This window comes from Shewanella sp. Choline-02u-19, assembly GCF_002836205.1.
GTDB lineage: Bacteria > Pseudomonadota > Gammaproteobacteria > Enterobacterales > Shewanellaceae > Shewanella.
The window spans coordinates 1514755-1539613 of the sequence record NZ_PJBE01000013.1; the positions used below are offsets into that span (position 1 = coordinate 1514755).

Consider the following 24859-nt stretch of genomic DNA (forward strand, 5'->3'; position numbering starts at 1 on the left):
CCCCTATTAAGATATATAATGGCTAAAAGAAGAATATAAACCGTATATATGCGGATCCGCACTACATGCCCATATCCAACCTAAAGCCAATGCTGGAGCATAGGGGACCTTTTGCCCAGCGGCTTCATCACCGTCAGGTTTAAAGTATGTTCTTAAATAAAAGCAGTACCAATATCTTCTAACTGTTTTTAATAACCCTGATAAACCTGTCTTCCAAAGAACCAACAATATACTCGTAAACGCACCCGCAAAAAGTGCATATACAATACTAGAGACAAGAAGACTAGGCCCTATTAGGGCACCAATGCCCATCATTAACTTAATATCTCCAGCACCTAATACTCGCATTAAAAATGTTGGGAAAAGTATAATAAAAGCTAGAGAAAAACCAACAAAAGATAACAGTAGCCCATTAAAGTGGGCAAAATAGCTATTAACTACAAAACCACAAAATATAGCCATCAAGCATAATTTATTAGGTATTTTCTCTTTCAACAAGTCTATTGAAATAGCCATTATGAAAAATACGCTAGTTAAAACAACCTGCACTATTATTTGAATATCATTCATAATAACCTGTTAAAAAATAAACCTCTGATTAAAGCTCACGCTTTACCGTGAGCTATCTTTACACCTTACTCTAATCAAGAACCTGCTGCCGTGGTGCAATCTGCTGAAGCACCATTCACCGCGTTACCGAGACAAGTAATTTTAGCTGTCGCATTATCGCCTAATATATTAAAAGCACCGATCATACCTCCAACCACAAGCCCCCCTGCAATGGCATACTCAACAGCTGTCAAACCACTTTCATCTTCGATAAAATCTTTAAGCAATTTTTTAACATTCATAATAACTCTCCAAATAACCATTAATTCAAGCCAGTTAGAATATTGAAAAACATCATCCCAAAATGGCAGTAGCTTACATAACGTCACCTACTAATATCTCCAATGACGTTGTCAGTTAAAGATAGCAAAGGCTAGAGAGACCGACATTGTTGAATAATTTATTGGTCTATATCTTTTGGAGTTATGAATCGATTAAATAAAAACCTCACCTGCAATTAAATTACTTACCGAACAAATGGTAGTTGTAACCAGCTGAAAAATATAGATAATTATTACACCTACAACACTTCCAACTAATAAGAATTACCATTTGTGAAAAACAACAAATATAACAAGTTACATTATGGATCATAATATTTTATAAAAAGTATGATATCAGACCAGATTATTATTCAACAAAAACATGGTGCGATAGGGATATGACAGTTAACAAACAGAATAAATCGTTTGTTAACAACATAATGAATATGCATGAGAAAATCATACTAGAGGAATATACAAGAGCTGTTTTATATTAAGTGAGCTAGCAATAGATATGATGTAACATGTGCACTTTATATCTTTTTCAATTACCTAAACGTTCTAATAATTTATAGACACTAGATATCTCATAATTAATACCAAAACTTTTAGATATATACTCTTGGATACTTTTCCCTTTCAATTCTTTTTGATGAGACAAGCCGATATTTTTTTTAATATGATGGGTCAATTGTAGCTGCTGCTCATTAGTTAAACTAGGAGGTCTTCCAGAATGTGCTTTTTCTTTTAATCCATTTAGGCCATATGAAAGGTAGTCGCTCACCCATCTATTTACACTAGTACGGCTAACTTTTAAATAAGACGCTATCTTATAACGAGATTTACCTTCTTTAAAATGTAATATTGCTAATAATTTTAATTTCATTCTGGCGTTCTTTTCTTTTCGAATAAGAATAGACAGAGGTTCATTATCATGACAATTACTATCCATTTCACCTACTCCTCAAGTGAATATACGTCAGGTCGTATTTGTAAAATACCATTATCATCAAGCCATAAAGTATTATAAGTCACAAATATCGGTATTGGGTTGCTCAAGGCAAAGTGGCTGGTATGTAGACCCCTTGAAGCAACTTCAACCAAAATCCTTTTTTTAAGCGGTTCTCTGCTCATAAGGTAGTCAGCGAGCAGTTTTGGTTGTTCCACACGAATACAGCCATGACTTAGTGCCCTTTTAGGTACTTTAAATAGATCTTTTCTTGGCGTATCATGTAGAAATATTGAACTGTTATTTGGTACAGTGAATCTATAGTGACCTAATGCATTTTTATCACCCGGTAGTTGTATCAACTGTTTATGTTTCAGTGCACGCCTAAATGATTGTAAGTCTATAGTTTTAATTTTATCAATATTGTTATTCCCACTATAACCTCTAAAAGCAAAATCATTTCGGCCTAAGTAAAATTTGTCGACTTGTATTTTAGGCAATATATCACTGTTTATTATACTCCTGGGGACAGTCCATCTAGGATTGACTGTAATTTGAGAAATGGTAGTATTTAATTCAGGTGTTGCAGTTTTCTTTCTTCCAACAATAACATTAAGTTTCAAAACCTCTCGGTTATTTTTAATTACCCGCAACTGGTAACTAGGAATATTGACTTCGACATACTCACTTTTTTCTAACTTAAATGATGTAATGTGTTTAAAAAGTAATGATGTCAACTCTGATGCTCTTTTAGATGGCGGAGTGTTTAACAACGAAACGGTATCTGTTGTTAATAAACCGGATGGTTCTAAGCCATGTCTTTTCTGAAAATGCTTAATACCTACCGTGATTGCAGGATCAAAAATTTTCTCTCGATAAGGAGGTAAATCTTGATAATGAAGATCTTCTAAACTCACTAACATCCAACGTAATTTTGCTATTTCATCAGACTTCTTTCCTAGTACAAGCTTTACTAATTCCAATGTAGGCCATTCATAATGCTGTAAGTTTCTATATTTCTCTATTTGATGTACCAGGTTCTTAATGCGTTCACTTTTAAGAACAATGACTAACCTTTCTTTAGAAAGCTCTGTTAACTTCAGATATTGTTCTTCAGAAAATAAAAATGCAAAATCAAGCGGGCTTACACCTCTCTCACTTACCAGTATACCTTTGTTATCTATAGCATTAATATCACTAACACTAGAGCTATCCGTATACACATCAAAAGGCACCAATACTGTAACCAGCATAAATGCACGAATACTGAATGATGAAGAATTAAAATCTATAAGCAAAAGAATCCCTCTTAAAAGCAAGTAAATCGTATACCGACGTCCCAGTCTGATCAGCGCTTGAATCCTTTCAAATGGTTATTGAACAACTAACGAAGATGACGATAACCATGTAATAGGTCTAGTACATAATAGTACTTTTTAGCAAATTAGACGGAGGATGTATGTTGAATACTAGTCTGCTAACCTTTCAGTAAATGATTGATAATTATCTTTATTTCTACCTTGCTGCAGTACAGTATATTTTTCCATACTTGAACCAACAACCACAATATCGAGACTAAAGGAACCTCACAAAAAACTTACAGAATCATAAATTAGGAGAACATCTAGATTTTTAAATATATAGCATCATATATTTTCTACATTTAGTAAAAACACTTCTATACTATTAGATAAAACATAAAAAATATTATCAAACAAGCTACTGCTTCGGAATGAATATGATTACAAAAATACACTTGTACAAATTAGAGAACATTATATTGCTCTTTTTTATACTGCTAATTATTGTGGAGCACTTAAGCGCTATGTACGAAACGTACTCCATCGTAGAAAATATAAAAACAGATGATCCATCTGGGTCAACATTAGCAGAAAGATATTTAATTATTGGTGATTGGCCAGCAAACAGAGATAATAATATAGAAGATTTCACACATGATTTTAAAATAAACAAAACAGAACGGGACATGGATGAAAACCAATAACAATAAGGAAGTTAGGGATAAAAAAGAAAATTCTATTGTTAGAATTTACTTTAGAACATTGGGATTACTTTTATTACTCACTGTAGTTTTGATCAACTACCGTAGCGGGCTCCTTCCTTATTCTGCATTTACTATCGCAAACGCTATGACTCACATTGATATTGAACATTTAGTTAGCATTGGTTTGGTTAAGGATATTGTTTATTTTATTTTTATATTACTCACAATCCAGTTTGTCTGGGCACTTATAATAACAATATCCTATATCCCTATAAGGAAAACAAATAAGACGCCCTTACAAAAAGAACTTTACTGGCTTTTGCTAGTACTAACCCACTTTACTCTTACTATAGGATTAAACTCATTTTTATACCCCACATCAACTACTTCATACTTTAGAGAGGGAATGTTTTCTTCCACTCCTTTGATTACATTGCTCACGATTACTTTATTTATAATATTTATTGTTGGATTGTTTCATTTAAAAAACATAAAAACTATCACTATAGCGGTAGCTCTTTCGAGCCTATTGGTGTTATTCCCTTTTATTAGTGTAGAAACGCCAAGACAGAGTGTCCTCACAAAAAAACCGAACATTATAATTATAGGTATTGATGGTTTAAGACCTGACCATTTACATTATGAAGGAGCGCAATTTAATTATGTCCCTTTTATTAACAGAATATTGAAAAAATCACAGGTTTATAAAGATAGTTATACTCCTCAAGGTAGAACCTATGTAGCATGGATGAGTCTTTTAACAGGCCAGTACCCCAAAACTAATGGAGCAAGGTTTAACTTAGCACCACCTGAACTTATCGACAAACAACTACCACTAATACGTAAGTTAAAAAAGTCTGGTTACCAAACCATATATGCAATGGATGAACGTAGATTTAATCAAATAGATGAATCTTATGGTTTTGATAGTACAGCGGGTCCTAAAATTGGAGCAGCAGATGCTATAATTTCTAATTTTGCAGACTTGCCCCTTATCAACATATTGTTGAAACATCCATATTCAAAGCACTTACTACCTTATCTTTATAATAATAGAGGATATGGCAAAGCCTATTCACCTATCTCATTTAACACTGAAGTGTTGAGTAAACTTGACAATAATAAACCCAATTTTTTAGCTGTACACTTTTGTCAATTACATTGGCCTTACACCTCAAACAGTTTTATTGAACATAATCCTTCTGAATGGAATGGTAATTATAACCATTTTATGTACAAATCCATGCTTAAGAAAATAGACAAACAGATAGAATTATTTTATCAACAATTAGAGCTTAATGGATTTTTAAGAAACTCTATCGTTTATATTATTTCAGATCATGGAGAAGGTTTTAAACTCAACGAAAAAGATGATTTTAATGCTCTTAAAAACCGACCACCCATGCAATCCTGGGGGCATGGCACTAACGTGTTAGATCAACAACAAGCAAAAGTTTTGCTAGCAAAAATAAGGTATAAAAATAACGAAATTGTAAGCGAACCTGCTGTTATAGAGGGATTGTTCTCACTTATAGATATTCTTCCCAGTATTGACCAAGAACTTAAATTGAATCTGCCAATAGCATACGATGGCTTCCCGTTACCCGCAAAAACAGAAGCACCAAATGATAGACATCTATTTGTTGAATCTTCATTATCTTTATCATCCTTAAATGCAAGTTTTATTGATGAAGAAAAAGTTGTCTCGGAAACAGCTTCAATTTATGAAATTAGACCCTCAGGAAAAGCAGTAATAAAACCAGAAGAATACAGAACATTAATAAGACGTAAGCAACGATCTATTTATCAAGGGGAACATCAATTAGCAATGTTACCTGACAGTCAGTTAGTATTACTAAATATTGAAAAGAAAGAAGTAAAAATAGTAGGTAGTGCAGAAAATAATCACATAGTAGACAGTCTACTTTTAAAACTTTGTCAGTTCTATAAAACGGATTATGGATTCGACGAAATAAACAGATGCGATTACGATAATAATAATAAATATCCAGATAATGGCTAGGCTATATAGACTAGCGAAGTCTTTTTCCTGGTGAGCATAGGCAACCACCGAGCTATTATCATTAAATTACATCCATATAAAAGAGCGCTTTGAGCGCCCTTTTATATAGCGGTAACACAAAAAGCTTAAGCTTCTGCGATACGTTCCAGTTTTGCGTAATAAAAACCATCAAAACCCGTTTCTGCTGGGCTGATATTGTCTTCTTCGATAAAGCTGAAATGTTTATTTTCAGCTAAAAAGGCATCAACTTGGTTGCGGTTCTCTTCTGGCATGATAGAGCATGTTGCATAAATCAAAATACCACCGACTTTCACCATTCTACTATAGCTCTGTAGGATGTCCTTTTGCAGTGCGACTAATATTGGCAATCTCTCTGGTGTGTCACGCCATTTAGCATCTGGATTACGTTTTAGTACCCCAAGACCAGAACACGGTACATCAAGTAGTACGCGGTCAGCGGTCAGCTTAAGACGCTTAATGGTCTTGCTGCTAGCAATAATGCGCGTCTCAACATTATGAGCACCGGCTCTACGAGCACGTTGTTTAAGGTTATCGAGTTTCCATTGCTCAACATCCATTGCGAGTAATCGACCTTTACCCTGCATTTGTGCCGATATTGATAGCGTCTTGCCACCAGCACCCGCACATGCATCCACAACACACATACCTGGCTTTGCGCCAAGGGCTGCAGCGATGAGCTGTGAACCTGCATCTTGCTGTTCGAACCAACCCTTTTTAAAACATTCCGTTTTAAACAGTGCTGAATCTGATACTACTTCTAACGCAGTATCAACACCTTCAACTTCTTCTGTTTGGACACGCTCGTTACGCAACTTTTTAGCAAGCTCATCGCGGGTACATTTAAGCGTATTGACACGAATAAAACGTTTAGCAGGCTTATTTAACGCTGCACGCTCAGCAGGCCAACGGTCACCCAACTGTGCTTCACCCATTTCATTCAACCAATCTGGACAGCCATCCCAAAGCACCGGTTGTTGACGCGCAATTTCGGTTCGTTCAGCGAGATCATTTTCATCAACTTGTAGTGCATATTGCATTTTAGGTAACGGTAATTGATGAAATAAGTGCCAAACATTAAGCAGACGAGAGCCCATTCGAACCATCTCTTCAGGCTTAACGTCAGACAAATAACAATACAAATTTAAACGTCTTAAAATATCACCCGTAACAAAGGTGATCCGTCCTAGCTCAGAAGACTCTAATTGTAGCCCTGAAAAATGTTGTGAATAGGCACGATCAAGTGGCTTGCCCTCTTTTAATACAAGGTCAAGAATACTAATCACAAGTTCAGTCGAGCTGGGGGATAAAGACGAATTTAGCATTTAAAGTTACCATAGAAAGAAATCGCAGCGATCATAGGAGCAAAGTGCCCAATACGCAAGTCAACTTAAGAAAAGCAGCAATAAAAAAGCGACTTACTTGAAGTCGCTTTTAAAATAACAGCTTTTATTCAGGCTAATACCTAGCAGCCTATAATTTAGAGCCTTTAGCACCATAGTAAAGAATAAAGCCATAACAGATAACAGGTAGAATAAATGCTTGCTGGATCCCCATATTGTCCGCCATAACACCTTGCAGCAATGGCACAATAGCACCACCTACAATCGCTAAGCACAAAACTCCGCTGCCTTGAGAAGTATGCGGTCCAAGATCACGTAGCGCTAAGCTAAAGATAGTGGGAAACATTATCGAATTAAATAGTCCAACAGCCAAGATTGACCACATGGCCACTTCGCCTGAGGTATTCATTGCAACTACAACAAGACTTGCTGCCATAAAGGCATTAAATGCTAATACGGTACCTGCTGGTATTTTTTGCATGACTGCTGAGCCAATAAAGCGCCCTACCATTGCCCCGCCCCAGTAGTAAGCAATGTATTTAGCCGCATCGGCTTCTTTCATTCCAACAATATGCTCTTCACCTAAAAAGTTAACTAAAAAGCTACCGATAGATACTTCAGCGCCAACATAGACAAATATACCCACAGCCCCCAGCACAAGATGCTTATATTGACTCGCACTGGTTTTACCATTCTTGTCAGCTAGGCCTTCAACGGCCGCTTCTGTATGCGCCTTAATCTCAGGGAGATTTAGTTTGGAAAAAATGATAGCAAGCGTTGCCAGCATGGCAGATAGCAATAAATACGGAAGTTTAACGACCTCTGCTTCTGCTTGCATCTGTGTCAGCCCAACTTGTGCCTCTACAGCAACAGACAAAATGAGTATCGCACCAAAGTAAGGTGCTATCGTCGTCCCCAATGCGTTAAAAGCTTGCGTTAAATTTAAACGACTTGAAGCCGTATCAACACTGCCAAGTGCATTCACATATGGGTTTGCAGCCACTTGTAATATGGTGATTCCTGACGCTAACACAAAAAGAGCTCCCAAAAACAGTGGGTAAACAGCGAGAGAAGCGGCAGGATAAAACAATGCACAACCAAAACTTGCGATGACAAGTCCAGTAATGATCCCCCTTTGATAGCCCACCTTTTTAACTAATCTCCCAGCAGGGATAGACACTAAGAAATATGCTCCAAAGAAGCAAAATTGGATCAACATTGCTTCAGTATAATTAAGCGAAAAAACCGCTTTCAAATGGGGGATTAAAATGTCATTCAAGCAGGTAATAAAACCCCACATAAAAAACAGTGAAGTTAAAGATACCAAAGCAAAACGGGTGCTACCGTTTTCGCCAGACGTTACCGTGGCAGTGTTAGTACTAAAAGATGAAGCCATATTATTTTCTCTCTTATTAGGTCAATCTTCTTAAGTGGAACTCAATTTCAATCAAATACTGGTCAACTGAGCATAAAAACAGCCATAAGGCGGCAGTGTAAGTAAGCCATTCGACACAGTGCCATTCACTAACCCATGGTCAATGAGCACCTCGTCAATACCCATTTCAGGTAAAGTTAGCGTTTGTTGCTGAGCGTCTAAATTAAAACAGATAAGGTAACTAATCCCTTCATCACTGCGTATGAAGCTTAATATGGGTTCAGCAGTTACGATGAATTCAATATCACCATTTATCAATGTTGGATGTTTTTTGCGCCAGCCAAGGAAATGTCTGTAACTATTAAGAATCGACTGTTCATCTTGCTCTTGGCTTTCTACTGACAAAGCGTAATGTGCTTTCGCGACTGGCAACCATGGCTTCGCCTCACTAAAGCCTGCATTGAGAGACTTTTCAGACCAAGGCATTGGCGTACGACACCCATCGCGGCCTTTAAACATCGGCCAAAATGCGATGCCAAAAGGATCTTGCAGTTGCCCATATTCTATTTTGGCTTCAGTAAGCCCAAGTTCTTCACCTTGATAACTACAAACACTGCCGCGTAGCGAACACAGCATCGCATTGAGCATCTTAATCATCTCTGGTGTTGCCTGCCCTTTACCCCAACGAGAAGCCACACGTTGCACATCATGATTCCCAATAGCCCAGCAAGGCCAACCATCACCAATACGTCCCTCTAAGGCTTCTACCGTTTCTCGAATATATTCAGCGCTAAAGTCATCGGTTAATAGCTCAAAGCTGTAGGCCATGTGCAGCCTCTCATTACCTTGTGTATATTCAGCCATCGTCGCTAACGAATCTTCCGACGATACTTCACCTAAAGTGACCGCACCGGGATATCGATTAATAAGGGCTCTAAGGTCCTCAATAAAGCTTACTGTTTCAGGTCTGGTGTTGTTGAAATAGTGATATTGATATGCGTAAGGGTTATCTTCGCTAAAACCGCGCCCCTGGCGTTTATCTTTTGGCTTAGCTGGGTTATCACGTAATAAATCATCATGAAAACAGAAGGTAATCGCATCCAATCTAAAGCCATCGACCCCTTTATCTAACCAAAACTGCACATTATCAAGTACCGCATTGCGCACATCTTCATTATGGAAATTCAGATCGGGTTGGCTGGTGAGAAAGTTATGCAAGTAGTACTGCTGACGGCGGGGTTCCCATTCCCACGCACAGCCACCAAATATCGCTAACCAGTTGTTAGGAGGTGTGCCATCTTCATTAGGATCAGCCCACACATACCAGTCCAGTTTAGCGTTAGCTCTGTCTTCACGGCTTTCAATAAACCACTGATGCTGATCTGAGGTATGGCTTAACACCTGATCGATAATAACTTTAATATTTAACGAATGTGCCTTAGCAATCAAATCGTCAAAGTCCTGCATACTGCCAAACATCGGGTCAACATCACGATAGTCACTAATGTCATAACCAAAGTCTTTCATCGGAGAGGTGAAAAAAGGCGATATCCATATTGCATCCACGTTTAGACTGGCAATATAGTCCAGCTTATTGATTATCCCTTGCAGATCTCCAACTCCATCACCATTTGTATCCAGCATACTACGTGGATAAATTTGATAAATGACGGCTCCGCGCCACCATGTAAGCTGATCCATTATTGCCCCTTAACACTCTATATTTGGAAACTAGCAAAACAACCCACTAGTTAAAACAATGTTGCCACCTAATGATCGGTCGCTTTTGTTGTTGGAATGTTGGCAGCATACGTGAATAGCGAAATAAGGTTCAATATCCCTGCATACGTATGCAGTAATAGCATTAACAACCACCAAACATGTAACACTAAAAATCTTGTTTTAAAACAACAACTAGAGTTTAATAAGCCTGTGCCGAACATTGTTAACAAATGTCCTTTTATCGGTTAATTTACAGTTATGAAACCATTGAATACGTATGCATAACATTGTTATGGTCAGAATCTCGGGAGTACTATCTTCACCGTTGCGCAACAATATACTTATAAACGCTGCGATTTTGTTGTAACAAGTGCGCTTCTGTACCCAGTTTTGTTACGACGTCAGTGATAATTAAAAAAATAATAACTAGCCGACAGTTTAGTTAAAGGGGATGGAGATGTTGCAATTTAAACCTAGTATGCTGACCTTAGCATTAGTTGCTGCAGGGGCAAGTATGAGCAGCTATGCTGCTGAAGAAGCCAAAGTAGAAACGGAAGGAAAAGTACAAGAAGAAAAAATAGAAGTTATTGAAGTTAGAGGTTTTAGAACCAGCGTTATAAGATCTTTAAATAATAAGCGTTTTGCTGACACAGTATCTGAAAGCATATCTGCAGATGATTTAGGCGCTTTACCAGACCAATCAATTGCCGACGCACTAACACGTTTACCTGGTGTCACAGCCGTTAGAACGGGCGGACAAGCGAGTGGCCTGAATATTCGTGGTCTTGACGGTGATTTCGTTTTCGCCACATTAAATGGCCGTGAACAGGTTACCACTGGTGGTAAACGCGCAGTTGAATTTGATCAGTACCCGTCTGAGTTAATATCGCAAGCACAAGTATACAAATCTCAAAAAGCATCACTGATTGAAGGTGGCGTTGCAGGTACCGTTGAATTAAAAACAGCAGATCCTTTACAGAGTGATAAAGAGCATTCATTTGTAGTGAATGTACGTGGAAGCTACAACGATCAAGCCGGTGATGTTGCCGATGCTGAAGAGTTTGGTAACCGTTTAAGCTTTTCTTATCAAGGTAAGTACCTTGAAGATACTTTAGGCGTGGCAGTGGGCTATGCGCACCTTTATCAGCCTTATGTTGCCAGTCAATTCATCGGCCTGAGATTTAATGATGATTCACGCGATGTCAACGGCGATGGCGAAGCTGAATCAATCAGTGAAGGCTTCGAAATGCAACAAAAAGGCGGTGAAGACACCCGCGATGGTTATATGGGCGCGATTCATTGGCAACCCAATGACAACTGGAGCATTAAAGGGGACCTGTTCCATTCTAAGTTTGATTCAGAAAATTTTGCTCGAGGATTTCGTGTAAAGTCACTTAAAAACGGCAATATTAGCAACGCTACAGTGCAAAATGGTTCGATGACAGGCGGTACTGTTGCGACCGATGGCACTGATAACTTTGCAGTATTTGTGGTTAACGATAACGACTCTAAGTTCTCAACACTCACCTCTGGTGCGTTTAATGTGACGTGGAATGACGGTGATGCCTTGACCATTGCTGCCGATGTTAGTTATTCAAAAGCAGATGGTGAGTTCGTCAATGGCGGCACAAGAGCGGTTATATATGATGATATCGACAATCAAATTCGTGCATCTGAGTCCGTTGATTACCAACTAAATGGTCTTAATCCTGCCGATGTAAGCTTTGATAAAAGTTACACCGATACGGCGACATTAGGACTTAGAGAAGTTGGTATGTGGCCATACGATCAACAAAATGATCTTATCGCTTACAAACTAGATTTTAACTATGCCTTGGATAATAATTTTATCTCATCGGTTGATTTTGGTGTGCGTTATTCTCAGCGCGAATTTAACGCACAACGCTCACAAGCTGGTTACGGTTTTGAGTATGGCGATAACCCAGCGAATCAACCTGTTCTGCGTTTAACAGACGATATGACAGATGTGGTTAACTTTGGCGGTGATCTTTCAAACTACCCAAGTTTCCTAAAAATCGATTTTGATAAAGCGGTAGACCTGGTTAATCAACAGCTCGCAGCCACAGGACAAGATCCATTTACACCAACGGCTAACTGGGATAATAACTGGACCATGATCCAAAGCGGTTCAGTCAATGAAGATGTGCTTGCAGGTTACGTACAAGCCAATTTAAACCTAGAGATTGGCGACCTGCCTGTGACGGGTAACATTGGTGTGCGCGTTGTCAATACCGACCAATCGAGCAAGGGTCTTCAGCAGGTTGGCTTTGGTTTAGGAGAAGAGATCGCAGATGAGAAAGGTGTGATTAGCTCTGATTACGTTCGTCATGAAGTGGGCAAAACCTACACAGATTACCTACCTTCAATCAACTTGAATTTCCATTTAACAGACAACGACCAAATCCGCATTGCTGCAGCATCGGTAATGGCGCGTCCACCGATAGACAAGTTAAAATCAGGCATGGGTTCTTGGTATGATGACTCTGCAACTCCAGGCTATAAAAAGTACAACGCTTGGGGAAACACCAGTCCATTACTCGACCCATTTTATGCCGACCAATATGACCTTTCTTATGAGCATTACTTTGAAGATAGTGAAGGCGCTATTGCACTGGCTATTTTCTATAAAGATATTAAGTCATTCATTAATAACTTTACTATTGTGCCTTTTGATTTTGAAAAAGCGGGTTTTATTGTTCCTGATACCATCGTCGACAACGGCGTAGAGTTCCCAGTGGTTAAAGATGAAGGTCAATATCAAACTGCGGTTAACAATGATAACGGCGGTTATATCCGTGGTGTTGAACTGACTTACACGCAGATCTTTGACTTCCTTCCTGGCGCATTTAGTGGTCTTGGTTTTACAGGTAGTTACTCATTTTCAGACAGCGAAGTTGAATTTGAAACAGATTTGAGTGGTCAATCACTTTCTATACCTTTACCTGGTTTGTCTGAACATGTTGCTAATACCACGTTGTTTTATTCACTCGAGGGTTTCGATACCCGTGTCAGCATGCGTTATCGTAGTGAGTATGTTTCAGAGCAGGTCGCTGTCGAATCTCAATTAGCATTTTTTGATGCTGAAACGATTTTCGATTATCAAGCATCTTATGCAATGGATAATGGCTTGAAACTGCTACTCCAGGTTAACAACTTGACTGACGAGCCTAACAAAACCTACTTTGGGCAACCGCAGCAAACAGGTACCATTCAAACCTTTGGTCGTCAATATTATCTAGGATTTAGTTACAGTATGTAATCCTCGAGCATCAAAAGCCTACTTCACGATGAAGTAGGCTTTTTGCTATAAAAATAATGCTCTGCAACAAGGTCACCTAAGATGCAATCAACGCCTATTTACCGCTCTTTCAATGCTATTTTCGCTACCATTGTGGCATCTGTGAGCCTAACGACTAGCGCTATGGGCAGCTCTACAGAGAGCATCAGCGAGGTTACATCGGTATTTAGTCAGCAAGAAAGGATCCCTGTTCATCTGAAAATCGAGCCCGAGTTTTGGTGGGCAAATATGGCAAATCCAACACTTGAGCTTATGCTACATGGAGATGATATTGCCTCTCTGCAAGCCAGACTAAATGGACACCCCACTAACATCAGCATTGTTAAAACGACAACAACCGACAATCCTAATTACTTATTCATTAGCCTCTCACTTAAAAATGCTGCGCCGCAAACTATTTCAATTTCGCTCGCTAAAGATGGCAGCACACAACATCAGTTTGACTATGATATTAAACAAAGGCGTGCTGGTTCGGCCCAAAGAAAAGGATTTGATAACAGTGACGTTATCTACCTCATCACACCCGATAGGTTCGCCAACGGCGATGAGTCAAATGATAATCACATCAGCATGTTAGAAACAGCTAATCGAGCCGATAAAGATGGCCGACATGGCGGTGATATCAAAGGTATTCTCAACAGCCTAGATTATCTTGAACAGCTCGGCATAACACAGCTTTGGATCAATCCCCTACTTGAGAATAATCAACAAAAGTACTCTTATCATGGTTACTCAACCACTGATCATTACCGTATCGACCCTCGTTTTGGCAGTAATGCAGACTATCGCCAGCTGGTCGCTGCGGCAAACGATAGAGGGATTGGCATCATTAAAGACATCATCGTCAACCATATCGGTTCAAACCATTGGTGGATGCAAGATATTCCAAGCTCGACATGGGTAAATGGATTAACGACAAACCATAGTAGCAATCTAAGGACTAATCTAAGTACCGATCTAAGTCAGGTGCAATTCACCAGTCACAGGCGCACTACGGTACAAGATCCCTATGCCGTTGCAAGTGACCGTAGCCATTTTGTTGATGGTTGGTTTGTCGACAGCATGCCCGATTTAAATCAAACAGATCAAAAGCTTGCAACGTATCTCATTCAAAATAGTATTTGGTGGGTTGAATATGCAAACTTAAGTGGAATACGAGAAGATACTTATTCCTATGCCGACAAGGCCTTTTTAGCACAGTGGTCAAAAGCTATTATGACCGAGTATCCTAACTTTAATATTGTGGGTGAAGAGTGGACGGCGAACCCCATTACCGTCTCCTATTGGCAAGCGGGTAAAACCAACAAAGATGGTTATGTATCTTACCTTCCAAGCCTAATGGATTTCCCACTCTACGAAACCATGCTTGACGCAGTTAATACGCCAGAGTCATGGGACAAAGGCTTTATCCAGCTCTATGAAATGATGGCCAATGATGTTGTTTACGCAGACCCGACGAACCTAGTGTTATTTGAAGGAAACCACGATACAAATCGTCTCTTTAGCCTGATGAACGAAGATTTAGGCCATTATAAGATGGCCATGGTGTACACCCTTACCTCAAACCGTATTCCACAGATTTTTTATGGTACCGAGGTGTTGATGACCAGTCCGCTAGAGGGCAGGCATGACGGTACAGTACGTGCCGATTTCCCCGGTGGTTGGCCAATTGATAATAAAAATGCTTATACACAAGAAGGACTAAATCCACAGCAAATCGATGCGCAGAAGTTCGTTTCAACTCTGCTCAATTTCCGAAAAAGCTCTGCAGCTATTCATCATGGAAAGTTAATCCATTACGTCCCTAAAGATGGCACTTATGTGTACTTCAGAATTGATGCGCTGCAAACCGTCATGGTAGTGATGAATAAGAACCCTAATAACGTGCTGCTTAATAGCGACAGGTTTAAACAGCCACTAGCTGATTTTTCATCAGCCACTGATGTATTGACGCAGAAAACGCAAAATATCACTCAAACCATTACCGTTCCTGCTAATGGAGTACTGGTGTTAACACTAAACTAGTATAACCAACTGAAACTAAGAAAATACAACCAAAAACACTAATAATCATAAGGTTACACTTTAATGACTGTTAATAAATTTAATCATCTCTTTAAGCCGACGCTATCAAGATTAGCTTTTGGCTGTAAAAAGAGAGAGTTTGGCAGTAATAAAAGTGAAGCACTGCTTATCAGCCTGCTGTTTCCTGTTTTCCTGCTTGCGGGCGGATGTTCAGAGCAAGAGCAAAAGAGCATCGCCGTGAGTGCGAACAAGCACAATGAGATCTCCTTTAAACAAATTGCGGCCGATACGCAAAACACAGTAAACAATGACCTCCAAAAACCTGTTGTTTATCAGGTTTTCACCCGGCTATTTGGCAATAAGAATACTAACAACCAGCCATGGGGCACTATCACTGAAAACGGTGTTGGAAAATTCAGTGATTTTGATGAAACTGCACTTAATAGTATCAAGTCTTTAGGCACTACCCATGTCTGGTATACCGGCGTACCTCACCATGCGTTGATAGGCGACTACAAGCAATTTGGCATTAGCGATGATGATCCGGATGTTGTCAAAGGCCGTGCAGGCTCGCCCTATGCCGTTAAAGACTATTACAACGTTAATCCGGACCTAGCCGACAACGTTGAAAATCGTTTTGAAGAGTTTAAAGCGTTAATAGCACGTACACACGCACAAGACATGAAAGTGATAATCGATATTGTGCCAAACCATGTTGCCAGAGCATATCAATCACCCTTCGCTGAAAATGGTGTAACTAGCTTTGGGGCTAATGACGACACCAGCGTAACTTACAAGCGCCACAACAACTTCTATTATGTTGTTCAAACGACAGCGATGGGTAAAAGTACCCCAGTTGCATTTAAAGTCCCTGATTTATCGCCTAAAAACCAACCATTAGTGGGTGAGTCACACCCTTTAGCCGATGGCAAATTCAAAGAGTTCCCTGCCAAATGGACAGGCAATGGTGCCCGCGCAGCGCAGCCTGACGCTAATGACTGGTATGAAACGGTTAAAATTAACTACGGCGTTAAACCTGATGGTAGTTTTGACTTCCCAGTACTTGATGGATCAATGAGCAGTAAGGATGTGAATGCGCATTATCAATACTGGCTCGCAATCGAAACAGCAGATCTAGCACTCGCGCCTAAAGATAAGTTGATCCCAGATTCATGGGTTAAATTCAAACAGATCACTCAATTTTGGTTGGAAAATGGCGTCGATGGTTTTCGCTACGATATGGCGGAGATGGTGCCTGTCCCGTTTTGGAGCTATTTAAATTCCAATATTAAACACACGAATCCTGATGCGTTTCTATTAGCTGAAGTGTATAACCCTGCCCTATACCGAGATTATATCCATCTCGGTAAAATGGATTACCTGTACGACAAAGTCGACATGTATGACACGCTTAAAGGCATCATTCAAGGCAAAGAGAGCACTGCAGCGATAGCGGTCAAACAAGCACAAGTTACTGACATTGAAGCAAATATGCTGCACTTTTTAGAAAATCATGATGAGCAACGAATTGCGAGCCCAGATTTTGCGGGTGATGCCTTTGCCGCCCTGCCCGCCATGGTGGTATCAACTACGATCAGTAGTGCACCGACCTTAATTTACTTTGGCCAAGAAGTGGGTGAAAAAGGCGCTGAAAACCCAGGGTTTGGCAGCCCGACTCGAACCAGTATCTTCGATTATATCGGCGTACCTGCGCATCAACGATATATGAATAATGGTAAGTTCGATGGCGGCCAATCAACCCAACAAGAGCTTGAGCTTCACCGCTACTATGCTGAGTTGTTAAACCTCAGTCACAGCGCTCCCGCATTAACCGGTGAGTATGTCGAACTCGACAGTTTTAACCGCTTACAAAAGGTTAATGGTTATGATGAGCAAATCTTCGCTTTTAGCCGTTATTCCGCAGAGCAGCAGCTCATCATCGTTAATAATTTTAGCCAACAGCAAACAAAGCAATTCACGCTGCACTTACCTCTGTCATTGACCCGTAACTGGAATTTACCTTTAGGCAATATTGCGCTGGTGGATCTATTGGCTGCTGACGCCGTGCAGCAACAAACAAAGCAGAGTAACGATACATTACATGTCACACACTACGACGCGACAGTTGCGATAACGCTCGCGCCAAATCAATTCAGGATATTGATGTTAAAGCTAAATCAATAGCTCTTTCTATCTTAATAAAGCGCGTATCTCTTGAGAAGGCACAAATTTAGTGACTTTATTTTTATCTCTGCCAACACAGCGCTGGATACAGATTTGAATACGTATGCAGTCCATTGCAGCCACTTCAATATTCAACTTAGTATGCTTACAACAACAAAATTCTTAATTCAAAAACAATAATTCAAGAAAAAGGATTGCACAATGACAACTCGGCACCCTGCATATAAGGCCCTAGATAGGTGTTCTTCCCCTGTTAAACTAACCACCATGGCCATTACCGCTTCTTTGCTGGTCAGTGCATTTACAAGTCATTGTGCGTTAGCTAAAAGCGTTTCGTTGACCTCACCCAATAAACAAATTGTTGTCACGCTATCAGATGACAATGGCCAGCCAGAATATTCCGTTGAATTTCAAGGGCAAGAGGTCATTACTCCGTCTAGACTCGGACTGGTTTTTAAATCGTTGGGGGAATTTGGTCAAGGTTTTAAAATAGAACAAAGCAAACACAGCTCAACTGAAAACCGTTGGCAGCAACCTTGGGGCGAGCAAGAGTGGATTGAAGATAACTATCATCAAATCACCACTACGCTCAGTAATGGACAATACCAACTCAAACTGCACTTTAAAGCATTCAACGATGGTATTGGCTTTCGTTATGAACTGCCTAAGCAAGGTGAGCTTAACCAATTAGTCATTACCAATGAGCTCACTGAATTTTCAGTGCCTAAAGCTGAACAAGCTCAGGCTTGGTGGATCCCAGCCCGCGGCTGGAATCGCTATGAATATCTATATAGCAATACCACACTCGACAAAGTCACCAATGTGCATACGCCATTGACTTTTAAGTTGGCATCGGGCGTCCACATGAGTATTCATGAAGCCGCATTGGTCGATTATGCTGCAATGACGCTCAATCAACGCCGCACTGGTAAGCTAAAGGCTGATCTAACCCCTTGGTCAGATGGCAGCTTAGTTAAAACCCAAGCAGGATTTAAAACCCCTTGGCGTACCATTCAGATCAGTGATAATGCGACGGGTTTATTAAACTCAAATTTGATCCTAAATTTAAACGAGCCCAACAAACTCGGCGATGTAAGCTGGGTGGAACCGGGTAAGTATGTTGGTATTTGGTGGGGCATGCACCTCAATGAAAACACCTGGGGCTCAGGTGAAAAACACGGTGCAACCACGAGTGAAACCAAGCGCTATATGGATTTTGCTGCAGCTAACGGATTCGAAGGCGTACTGGTTGAAGGTTGGAATATTGGTTGGGACGGTAGCTGGTTCCATAATGGCGATGTGTTTAGCTTTACCCAGGCCTACGCTGATTTCGATCTCAAAGCCGTAAGTGATTACGGCAAGGAAAAAGGGGTTAAACTGATAGGTCACCATGAAACATCAGGTTCTGTGACCAATTACCGTAACCAGATGCAAGATGCTTATGATCTCTATCAAAAGCATGGCGTTAGCCAAATAAAAACCGGTTATGTGGCTGATGGTGGTGGTATTAAACGCGTAGATGAAAACGGCATTACTCGACATGAATGGCATGATGGCCAGTTTATGGCTGGCGAATACCTTCACAGTGTTAAAGAAGCTGCGAAACGTCACATCAGTATCAACACTCATGAACCGATAAAGGATACTGGCCTTCGCCGCACTTACCCAAACTGGATCGCCCGCGAGGGTGCCCGTGGTCAAGAGTTCAATGCGTGGGGCACTCCGCCTAATAACCCCTCTCACACCACAACGCTGGCCTACACCCGCATGTTGTCAGGGCCAATGGATTTCACTCCCGGCATTTTTGATTTAGCGCCAAAAGGGCTTGATGCTGTTAACCGTGTACAAACCACCTTAACTAAGCAGCTGGCCTTATATGTTGTACTTTACAGCCCGATACAGATGGCGGCAGATCTACCAAGAAACTATGTTGAGCGCTTAGATGCTTTTCAATTTATTAAAGACGTACCAACCGATTGGAGCAACAGCGTCGCGTTAGCAGGTGAAGTTGGTGAGTTTGTGGTATTTGCCAGACAAGAGCGAAACGGTAGCAGTGAAGGTAAGGACTGGTACCTTGGTGCAATTACCGATGATAATGCCAGAGATGTCGACGTTAAATTAGACTTTCTAACCCAAGGGGTTCGCTACCGGGCTGAAATCTATCGTGACGGTAAAGATGCTGATTGGCGTACTAATCCTTACGACCATGTTATCGAAAGCGAAATTGTTAGCCGTGATCAGTTATTAACCCTCTCACTTGCGTCAAGCGGCGGTACTGCAATCAGATTTAAGGCGCTTAATTAAACAAGATAGCCAAACAGCCCAAACGTAAACAGAAAGACGAGTCACATCTCATCTTTATCACTAAAAAAGCCCTTGTTAAAGGGCTTTTTTGTTCGTCGCTATAACAATCCATTAAAAGTTTATTCGACTAACGCTTTAACTCATAGTCGCTACCGTCTTTGGCGGTAAAGACTTGATCGAGTACCGATGACGCTACGATAGAGTTTTCAACATTGACCAAACTAATCCAGTACTGATGACCTTCAACTAAGATATCTTCAATATTGGCACAATCCTGTGCGCCCTTTTCACTTTTGCTGTCGAACGTCATTTCAACATGAACGCCATTGTCTTTAAGCAAAATGGCTGTTGGCTCACTCTTATAGCCGTTAAGTGCAACGAACTGCTTTGGGCAACGTAAGCCTGTTTGGCTACCGTCTTTCATAAACACTAATAGCTGTTGATAGTAGACAACATAACTACAAGCGTCTTTATGTGATCCTATTGCTAGCGGAAACTTATTATCCAAAAAGGTTTTAGCACAGGGTGTTGTTGTGTCATTTGCTGCCTGGCTGACAACATTCACATCAGCAAATTCTGCACCAATATATAGATTGTTCTCGTGGTTATTTGCAGTATTATTGATTGTTGATATATCCATAGCCCTGTCCTCATTCAATCCTAAAATAGGTCGCTCATCGTTGCTAACTTCATTTGCTTTCAAAAAACTTGTTCGTTTTCTGACTGCTTGATTTGTAGTCTAGTGCAAATTTCATTACAATTTCACAATAAAAATTTTACACTGTGAATTTTACAATATGAAAAGTAATCAGAGCTTGATCAGAAAGTCACATTTTCTCGGTACCAAGATTAGAAATTTGCGTAAAAGAAATCACCTTACAATGGAAGATCTGTCTGCCCGTTGTGTGCGTGTTGATCCTGAGTCAGCCCCCTCTGTATCTTACCTTTCGATGATTGAACGGGGTAAACGCGTGCCCAGTGCTGGCATGTTAGCCGTCATTGCCACAGTGTTCCAAAAAGAGGTTGATTGGTTCCTCGATGATGTACCTGAAGACGATGCGATCACCCCTGATAAGGGTCGTCGAGGTGGTATAAGTGGTATGGCTTTAGAACCCAGTTTTCTGTTTTCGAGTGATATTTTGCAGATTGCCATACCCGAAATGTTGTCACAAACAGGTACAACAGGGCGTGAATTTGCCCATTTACTCATTCGGGCCCACCAAGAGCACCATCAAAATCACTTCCCTGATCTCGAACGTGCAGCTGAAGAGGTCGGTCAAAAGCGGTTACCACTCGCGTTAGAGGACATAAAAGATATTGCCAAATCGTTAGGGCTTAAACTTAAGTGGATCGACAGAACGCCGCAAGAAGTCGTCGACGAAATGGGGGTCAGCACCGCCCATGTAGTGACATCATTTTTTGAGCCACCCTCAACCATCTACCTGAACAAGATGCTTAAATCCTATCCAACACGACTCAAGTACGACCTGTCAGTGCATATTGGTCATTGTGTATTACACAACAAAGACGGTTTAAAATGCGTTCTAACAGCAGGCCGCCGCCATACTGCTGCGCATGAAGAGATAGCCACCCCAGCATCATCGACCTTAAATGCCCAAGATATTTTGCATGCTTGGCGTGATTTTGAATCAAGCTTTTTTGCCGGCGCGCTGCTTTGCCCTAAAGTGCCGTTTAGGCAACTACTCGACCGACATGGTTATGAAATTAACGTCAATAAAACCGTTGGTGTCTCAGCTTCTGTAGCCATGCGTCGTATGACGGTAGTATCCCCTTATCCTCATTGGCATTACTTTGATGCCTATGCACCGGGTAAATTAAAAGCTGTTTACCGTGGTAACGGCATTCCCCTGCCATGGGGCAACATGCGGGTGGTCGAAGACCCTTGCCAGCATTGGGCCGTATTTAGAATGATAAACGAACCACAAGTTGGAACATCTGCACAAATATCTATTTTGGATGTGGCTCAAGAGCCAAGGATCTATTGCTGTGAGTCGATAAAAGTTGAAGATATGGCGGGTAACAATCACGTGCTCTGCGCAGGTATCGATCTTAACCCCGCCATTGATGCCCAAGGCGGTGATGCTGCTTCTATCGCTGCAGAACTAAAACAGATCTGTGCAGACAATAGCGGTTCAGTAGATATGCCTAAACATATTAAACAAAACCTAATGAGCGTCGCAAAAATTCTAAATATCAATTGGGTAGAACGTGGCATTCAAAACGAAGCACGGCTGATCTGTTCACGCGGCGCCGTTTGCCCAAGACAACCGAGCTGTTATCAAGCAGGCAAAGCCTTATGTGAAGAAGCCTAATGCCACTGGTTCAATCGTTAACAGGCGAACCATAGGCTATCGCATGCACACTTATACACTGCTCTGAATAGCCAAATTGAATTGAAAGCGTATCGTCAATGATCATGTCAGCCAATATGACGGTACCTTCAATTTTTTGTTTTGCCTGGTTAATCGCCGCCAGTGTGGAAACACTCTCATCTATTGGCACTAAATATAAAAACTGTGTCTGGCAACTTTCACCCACCACTGGCCCTAAGTTTACCAGCTGTTCTTGTTGAGCCGGTGTTTGATAGGTTTTACTGGTAAATGAACCATGGTTTGCAACATTACAGCCAGATATTAAAAAAAATATCGATATAACAATTAGTTGCAACTTAAAACTCTTCTGCATCCGCTAAGACTCCGTTAATAATGTGTTTCATTAGAGTTAAATGCACGGCATGAATACGTATGTATTGTGTTGTGCCTAATTCCTGCTCAAGGGTAACATGAAATTCTACTTTTATTCATGTTCAGCTTGTGGTGTGGACGATAAAAGTAGGGTCGTTTCTAGCAATTTATATTGTTAGCTTTCACCCTTTTCTAACAAAATACAGCAGAACTACGCTAACTAGTAGGTCTGTGACTTTGTTAATGACAGAGGTTTAAGGTAACTGCCAGCAAAGGTCGCAGGCAGCTGCCTATTTTTTAATCGTGATTCGACCAACAATAATAATTATAAACCTGAAAGGGATGGTTCATGTCTGATACAAAGCCGTTACTACACCAGAAACCTCAGCTCAGTTTTTGGCAAATATTCAATATGTGTTTTGGGTTTCTAGGCATTCAATTTGGCTTTGCACTGCAAAATGCCAATGTTAGCCGTATTTTTCAAACGCTTGGGGCATCAATTGATGATATTCCCATTCTATGGATAGCAGCCCCACTGACAGGGCTTATCGTACAGCCTATTATCGGCTACCTAAGTGATAACACCTGGGGTAAATGGGGCCGTAGACGTCCCTTCTTTGTTCTTGGTGCAGTCTGCACTACCCTCGCACTTTTCGTCATGCCCCACTCGCCCGCACTATGGGTCGCGGCAGGAATGCTGTGGATCATGGATGCATCAATAAACATTGCAATGGAACCTTTTCGCGCTTTTGTTGGCGATAACTTGCCCAATAAACAGCGCACTCTTGGTTATGCGATGCAAAGCTTCTTCATTGGCATTGGCGCTGTTATCGCCTCAGCACTGCCTTATGTCTTGACTAACTTTTTCGACGTTAGCAATACAGCACCCGCCGGTGAAATAGCAGATTCGGTACGTTACGCCTTCTATTTTGGTGGCGCGGTGCTGTTTTTAGCGGTGATGTGGACCGTTTTTTCAACCAAAGAATACTCGCCAGAAGAGCTCGCTTTATTTGAACAACATTCAGATCAGAATATCGATACAGAGAGAACTGGGCTACGTGATGCGCACCAGTATCAAAACGGCAGTGTTTTATGGACCAGCATAGGTATCTTGTTCACCGCAGCAATTTGGCTATTAGAATGGGATAAACAACTGTTTATCTTGAGCTTAGGCATCTTTTTTTTCGGACCGCTTCAATATTACTGTGCACAAAAAGTAAAGGCACTACAAAGTCATAGCCAAGAAAATAATGAAACAAACAACCACAAAAAGAGTCGTGAAAAGCAGGGGTTAATCTTTAGTGTTGTAGATGACCTTTTTAATATGCCTAAGGCGATGTCTCAACTGGCACTGGTGCAATTTTTCTCTTGGTTCGCACTATTCTCAATGTGGATTTATACCACAGCAGCGGTTACCGATTACCACTATGGTACTCAAGATGTGCTATCTAAAGCCTACAATGATGGTGCAGATTGGGTCGGTTTATTGTTTGCCGTCTATAACGGATTTGCAGCCATTGCAGCCATTTTCATTCCCATCGTCGCTAAAAAATGTGGCCTCAAAGTCACCCATTGCATCAATCTATTTTGCGGTGGCCTTGGTCTTATCAGTTTTATATTTATCAATGATCCAAGCTTACTTTGGCTACCGATGATAGGCGTTGGTATTGCTTGGGCTTCGATTCTATCGATCCCGTATGCGATGCTATCGAATGCTCTACCGGCCAAGAAAATGGGCGTCTATATGGGCATATTCAACTTCTTTATTGTGATCCCACAGCTACTCGCCGCCAGTGTTTTAGGCCTTATCTTGCGGGTCTGCTTTGATGGCCAACCTATCTACGCACTTATTAGCGGCGGCATTTTTATGATGATAGCAGGCATTGCCGTACTTAGAGTTAATGTCGATGGTCATTAATCACTTGCTGTAACGCTTAGGCTATAAACGCTGTTCTGACGGACATAGCCAATAAGAAATAACTAAAAAAGATAGATAATTAATAAGGTTTTTGGGG

At 40.7% G+C, this 24859-nt stretch carries 17 protein-coding genes; 8 read left to right on the forward strand and 9 right to left on the reverse strand.

Annotation, left to right across the window (positions count from 1 at the left end; all coding sequences use genetic code 11):
- Positions 1-6: 6 nt before the first annotated feature.
- The 4 genes from CXF83_RS13335 to CXF83_RS13350 all read right to left on the reverse strand — a co-directional run bounded on the left by CXF83_RS13335 (position 7) and on the right by CXF83_RS13350 (position 3119).
- Positions 7-570 carry an A24 family peptidase gene (locus tag CXF83_RS13335; RefSeq protein WP_101089075.1) on the reverse strand — a complete coding sequence of 188 codons (564 nt, stop codon included), beginning with the start codon at positions 568-570 and terminating at the stop codon, positions 7-9.
- Positions 571-644: 74 nt separating this feature from the next.
- The gene (locus CXF83_RS13340) at positions 645-851 is read right to left on the reverse strand and encodes a Flp family type IVb pilin (RefSeq protein ID WP_101089105.1); all 207 of its coding nucleotides are present in this window, start codon (positions 849-851) and stop codon (positions 645-647) included.
- Between the two features lie 565 nt (positions 852-1416).
- Entirely contained in the window at positions 1417-1824 is a 408-nt protein-coding gene (locus tag CXF83_RS13345) for a helix-turn-helix domain-containing protein (RefSeq protein WP_101098014.1), read from the reverse strand.
- Between the two features lie 5 nt (positions 1825-1829).
- Positions 1830-3119, reverse strand: coding sequence for a L,D-transpeptidase family protein (locus tag CXF83_RS13350; RefSeq protein WP_101098015.1), 1290 nt, complete (start codon positions 3117-3119; stop codon positions 1830-1832).
- 440 nt (positions 3120-3559) lie between these two features.
- Between CXF83_RS13350 and CXF83_RS13355 the strand changes: the two genes are divergently transcribed.
- Positions 3560-3826, forward strand: coding sequence for a hypothetical protein (locus CXF83_RS13355; RefSeq protein ID WP_101098016.1), 267 nt, complete (start codon positions 3560-3562; stop codon positions 3824-3826).
- The gene (locus CXF83_RS13360) at positions 3813-5849 is read left to right on the forward strand and encodes a sulfatase-like hydrolase/transferase (RefSeq protein WP_101090928.1); all 2037 of its coding nucleotides are present in this window, start codon (positions 3813-3815) and stop codon (positions 5847-5849) included. Before CXF83_RS13355 ends, CXF83_RS13360 begins: the two co-directional genes overlap by 14 nt.
- 125 nt (positions 5850-5974) lie before the next feature.
- On the opposite strand, the gene CXF83_RS13365 is transcribed toward CXF83_RS13360, so the two are convergent.
- From CXF83_RS13365 to CXF83_RS13375, 3 genes are all read right to left on the reverse strand, one after another.
- Positions 5975-7192 (reverse strand): RsmB/NOP family class I SAM-dependent RNA methyltransferase, encoded by a 1218-nt coding sequence (locus CXF83_RS13365; RefSeq protein WP_101090929.1) that lies wholly within the window; start codon positions 7190-7192, stop codon positions 5975-5977.
- A gap of 148 nt (positions 7193-7340) precedes the next feature.
- Positions 7341-8606 carry a sugar MFS transporter gene (locus CXF83_RS13370; protein WP_101090930.1) on the reverse strand — a complete coding sequence of 422 codons (1266 nt, stop codon included), beginning with the start codon at positions 8604-8606 and terminating at the stop codon, positions 7341-7343.
- A 51-nt stretch (positions 8607-8657) separates the two neighbouring features.
- Positions 8658-10286 (reverse strand): alpha-glucosidase family protein, encoded by a 1629-nt coding sequence (locus tag CXF83_RS13375; protein WP_101090931.1) that lies wholly within the window; start codon positions 10284-10286, stop codon positions 8658-8660.
- A 478-nt stretch (positions 10287-10764) separates the two neighbouring features.
- On the opposite strand from CXF83_RS13375, the gene CXF83_RS13380 reads away from it, so the two are divergent.
- The 4 genes from CXF83_RS13380 to CXF83_RS13395 all read left to right on the forward strand — a co-directional run bounded on the left by CXF83_RS13380 (position 10765) and on the right by CXF83_RS13395 (position 20139).
- On the forward strand, positions 10765-13587 hold the full coding sequence (locus CXF83_RS13380; RefSeq protein ID WP_101090932.1) for a TonB-dependent receptor: 2823 nt from the start codon (positions 10765-10767) through the stop codon (positions 13585-13587).
- Positions 13588-13668: 81 nt separating this feature from the next.
- Entirely contained in the window at positions 13669-15651 is a 1983-nt protein-coding gene (locus tag CXF83_RS13385) for a glycoside hydrolase family 13 protein (RefSeq protein ID WP_232775106.1), read from the forward strand.
- A gap of 63 nt (positions 15652-15714) precedes the next feature.
- Positions 15715-17835: an alpha-amylase family glycosyl hydrolase gene (locus CXF83_RS13390; RefSeq protein WP_101090933.1), complete on the forward strand. Its 2121-nt coding sequence runs from the start codon at positions 15715-15717 to the stop codon at positions 17833-17835.
- 201 nt (positions 17836-18036) lie between these two features.
- Positions 18037-20139 (forward strand): glycoside hydrolase family 97 protein, encoded by a 2103-nt coding sequence (locus tag CXF83_RS13395; RefSeq protein WP_101090934.1) that lies wholly within the window; start codon positions 18037-18039, stop codon positions 20137-20139.
- A 127-nt stretch (positions 20140-20266) separates the two neighbouring features.
- Here the strand turns inward: CXF83_RS13395 and CXF83_RS13400 are convergent, their stop codons facing one another.
- The gene (locus tag CXF83_RS13400; protein ID WP_101090935.1) at positions 20267-20779 is read right to left on the reverse strand and encodes a malate synthase; all 513 of its coding nucleotides are present in this window, start codon (positions 20777-20779) and stop codon (positions 20267-20269) included.
- A gap of 157 nt (positions 20780-20936) precedes the next feature.
- Here CXF83_RS13400 and CXF83_RS13405 point away from each other — a divergent pair, with 157 nt between their 5' ends.
- The gene (locus CXF83_RS13405; RefSeq protein WP_101090936.1) at positions 20937-22472 is read left to right on the forward strand and encodes a DUF3612 domain-containing protein; all 1536 of its coding nucleotides are present in this window, start codon (positions 20937-20939) and stop codon (positions 22470-22472) included.
- Positions 22473-22482: 10 nt separating this feature from the next.
- On the opposite strand, the gene CXF83_RS13410 is transcribed toward CXF83_RS13405, so the two are convergent.
- The gene (locus tag CXF83_RS13410; protein ID WP_232775107.1) at positions 22483-22845 is read right to left on the reverse strand and encodes a hypothetical protein; all 363 of its coding nucleotides are present in this window, start codon (positions 22843-22845) and stop codon (positions 22483-22485) included.
- Positions 22846-23193: 348 nt separating this feature from the next.
- On the opposite strand from CXF83_RS13410, the gene CXF83_RS13415 reads away from it, so the two are divergent.
- Positions 23194-24762, forward strand: a complete 1569-nt coding sequence (locus tag CXF83_RS13415) for an MFS transporter (protein WP_101090937.1) — start codon at positions 23194-23196, stop codon at positions 24760-24762.
- Positions 24763-24859: the final 97 nt, after the last annotated feature.

Bases quoted from the DNA above. Each gene is read 5' to 3' on its own strand.
- CXF83_RS13335 (WP_101089075.1), bottom strand. From the start codon at position 570: ATGAATGATATTCAAATAATAGTGCAGGTTGTTTTAACTAGCGTATTT.
- CXF83_RS13340 (WP_101089105.1), bottom strand. From the start codon at position 851: ATGAATGTTAAAAAATTGCTTAAAGATTTTATCGAAGATGAAAGTGGT.
- CXF83_RS13345 (WP_101098014.1), bottom strand. From the start codon at position 1,824: ATGGATAGTAATTGTCATGATAATGAACCTCTGTCTATTCTTATTCGA.
- CXF83_RS13355 (WP_101098016.1), top strand. From the start codon at position 3,560: ATGATTACAAAAATACACTTGTACAAATTAGAGAACATTATATTGCTC.
- CXF83_RS13360 (WP_101090928.1), top strand. From the start codon at position 3,813: ATGAAAACCAATAACAATAAGGAAGTTAGGGATAAAAAAGAAAATTCT.
- CXF83_RS13365 (WP_101090929.1), bottom strand. From the start codon at position 7,192: ATGCTAAATTCGTCTTTATCCCCCAGCTCGACTGAACTTGTGATTAGT.
- CXF83_RS13370 (WP_101090930.1), bottom strand. From the start codon at position 8,606: ATGGCTTCATCTTTTAGTACTAACACTGCCACGGTAACGTCTGGCGAA.
- CXF83_RS13375 (WP_101090931.1), bottom strand. From the start codon at position 10,286: ATGGATCAGCTTACATGGTGGCGCGGAGCCGTCATTTATCAAATTTAT.
- CXF83_RS13380 (WP_101090932.1), top strand. From the start codon at position 10,765: ATGTTGCAATTTAAACCTAGTATGCTGACCTTAGCATTAGTTGCTGCA.
- CXF83_RS13385 (WP_232775106.1), top strand. From the start codon at position 13,669: ATGCAATCAACGCCTATTTACCGCTCTTTCAATGCTATTTTCGCTACC.
- CXF83_RS13390 (WP_101090933.1), top strand. From the start codon at position 15,715: ATGACTGTTAATAAATTTAATCATCTCTTTAAGCCGACGCTATCAAGA.
- CXF83_RS13395 (WP_101090934.1), top strand. From the start codon at position 18,037: ATGACAACTCGGCACCCTGCATATAAGGCCCTAGATAGGTGTTCTTCC.
- CXF83_RS13400 (WP_101090935.1), bottom strand. From the start codon at position 20,779: ATGGATATATCAACAATCAATAATACTGCAAATAACCACGAGAACAAT.
- CXF83_RS13405 (WP_101090936.1), top strand. From the start codon at position 20,937: ATGAAAAGTAATCAGAGCTTGATCAGAAAGTCACATTTTCTCGGTACC.
- CXF83_RS13410 (WP_232775107.1), bottom strand. From the start codon at position 22,845: ATGCAGAAGAGTTTTAAGTTGCAACTAATTGTTATATCGATATTTTTT.
- CXF83_RS13415 (WP_101090937.1), top strand. From the start codon at position 23,194: ATGTCTGATACAAAGCCGTTACTACACCAGAAACCTCAGCTCAGTTTT.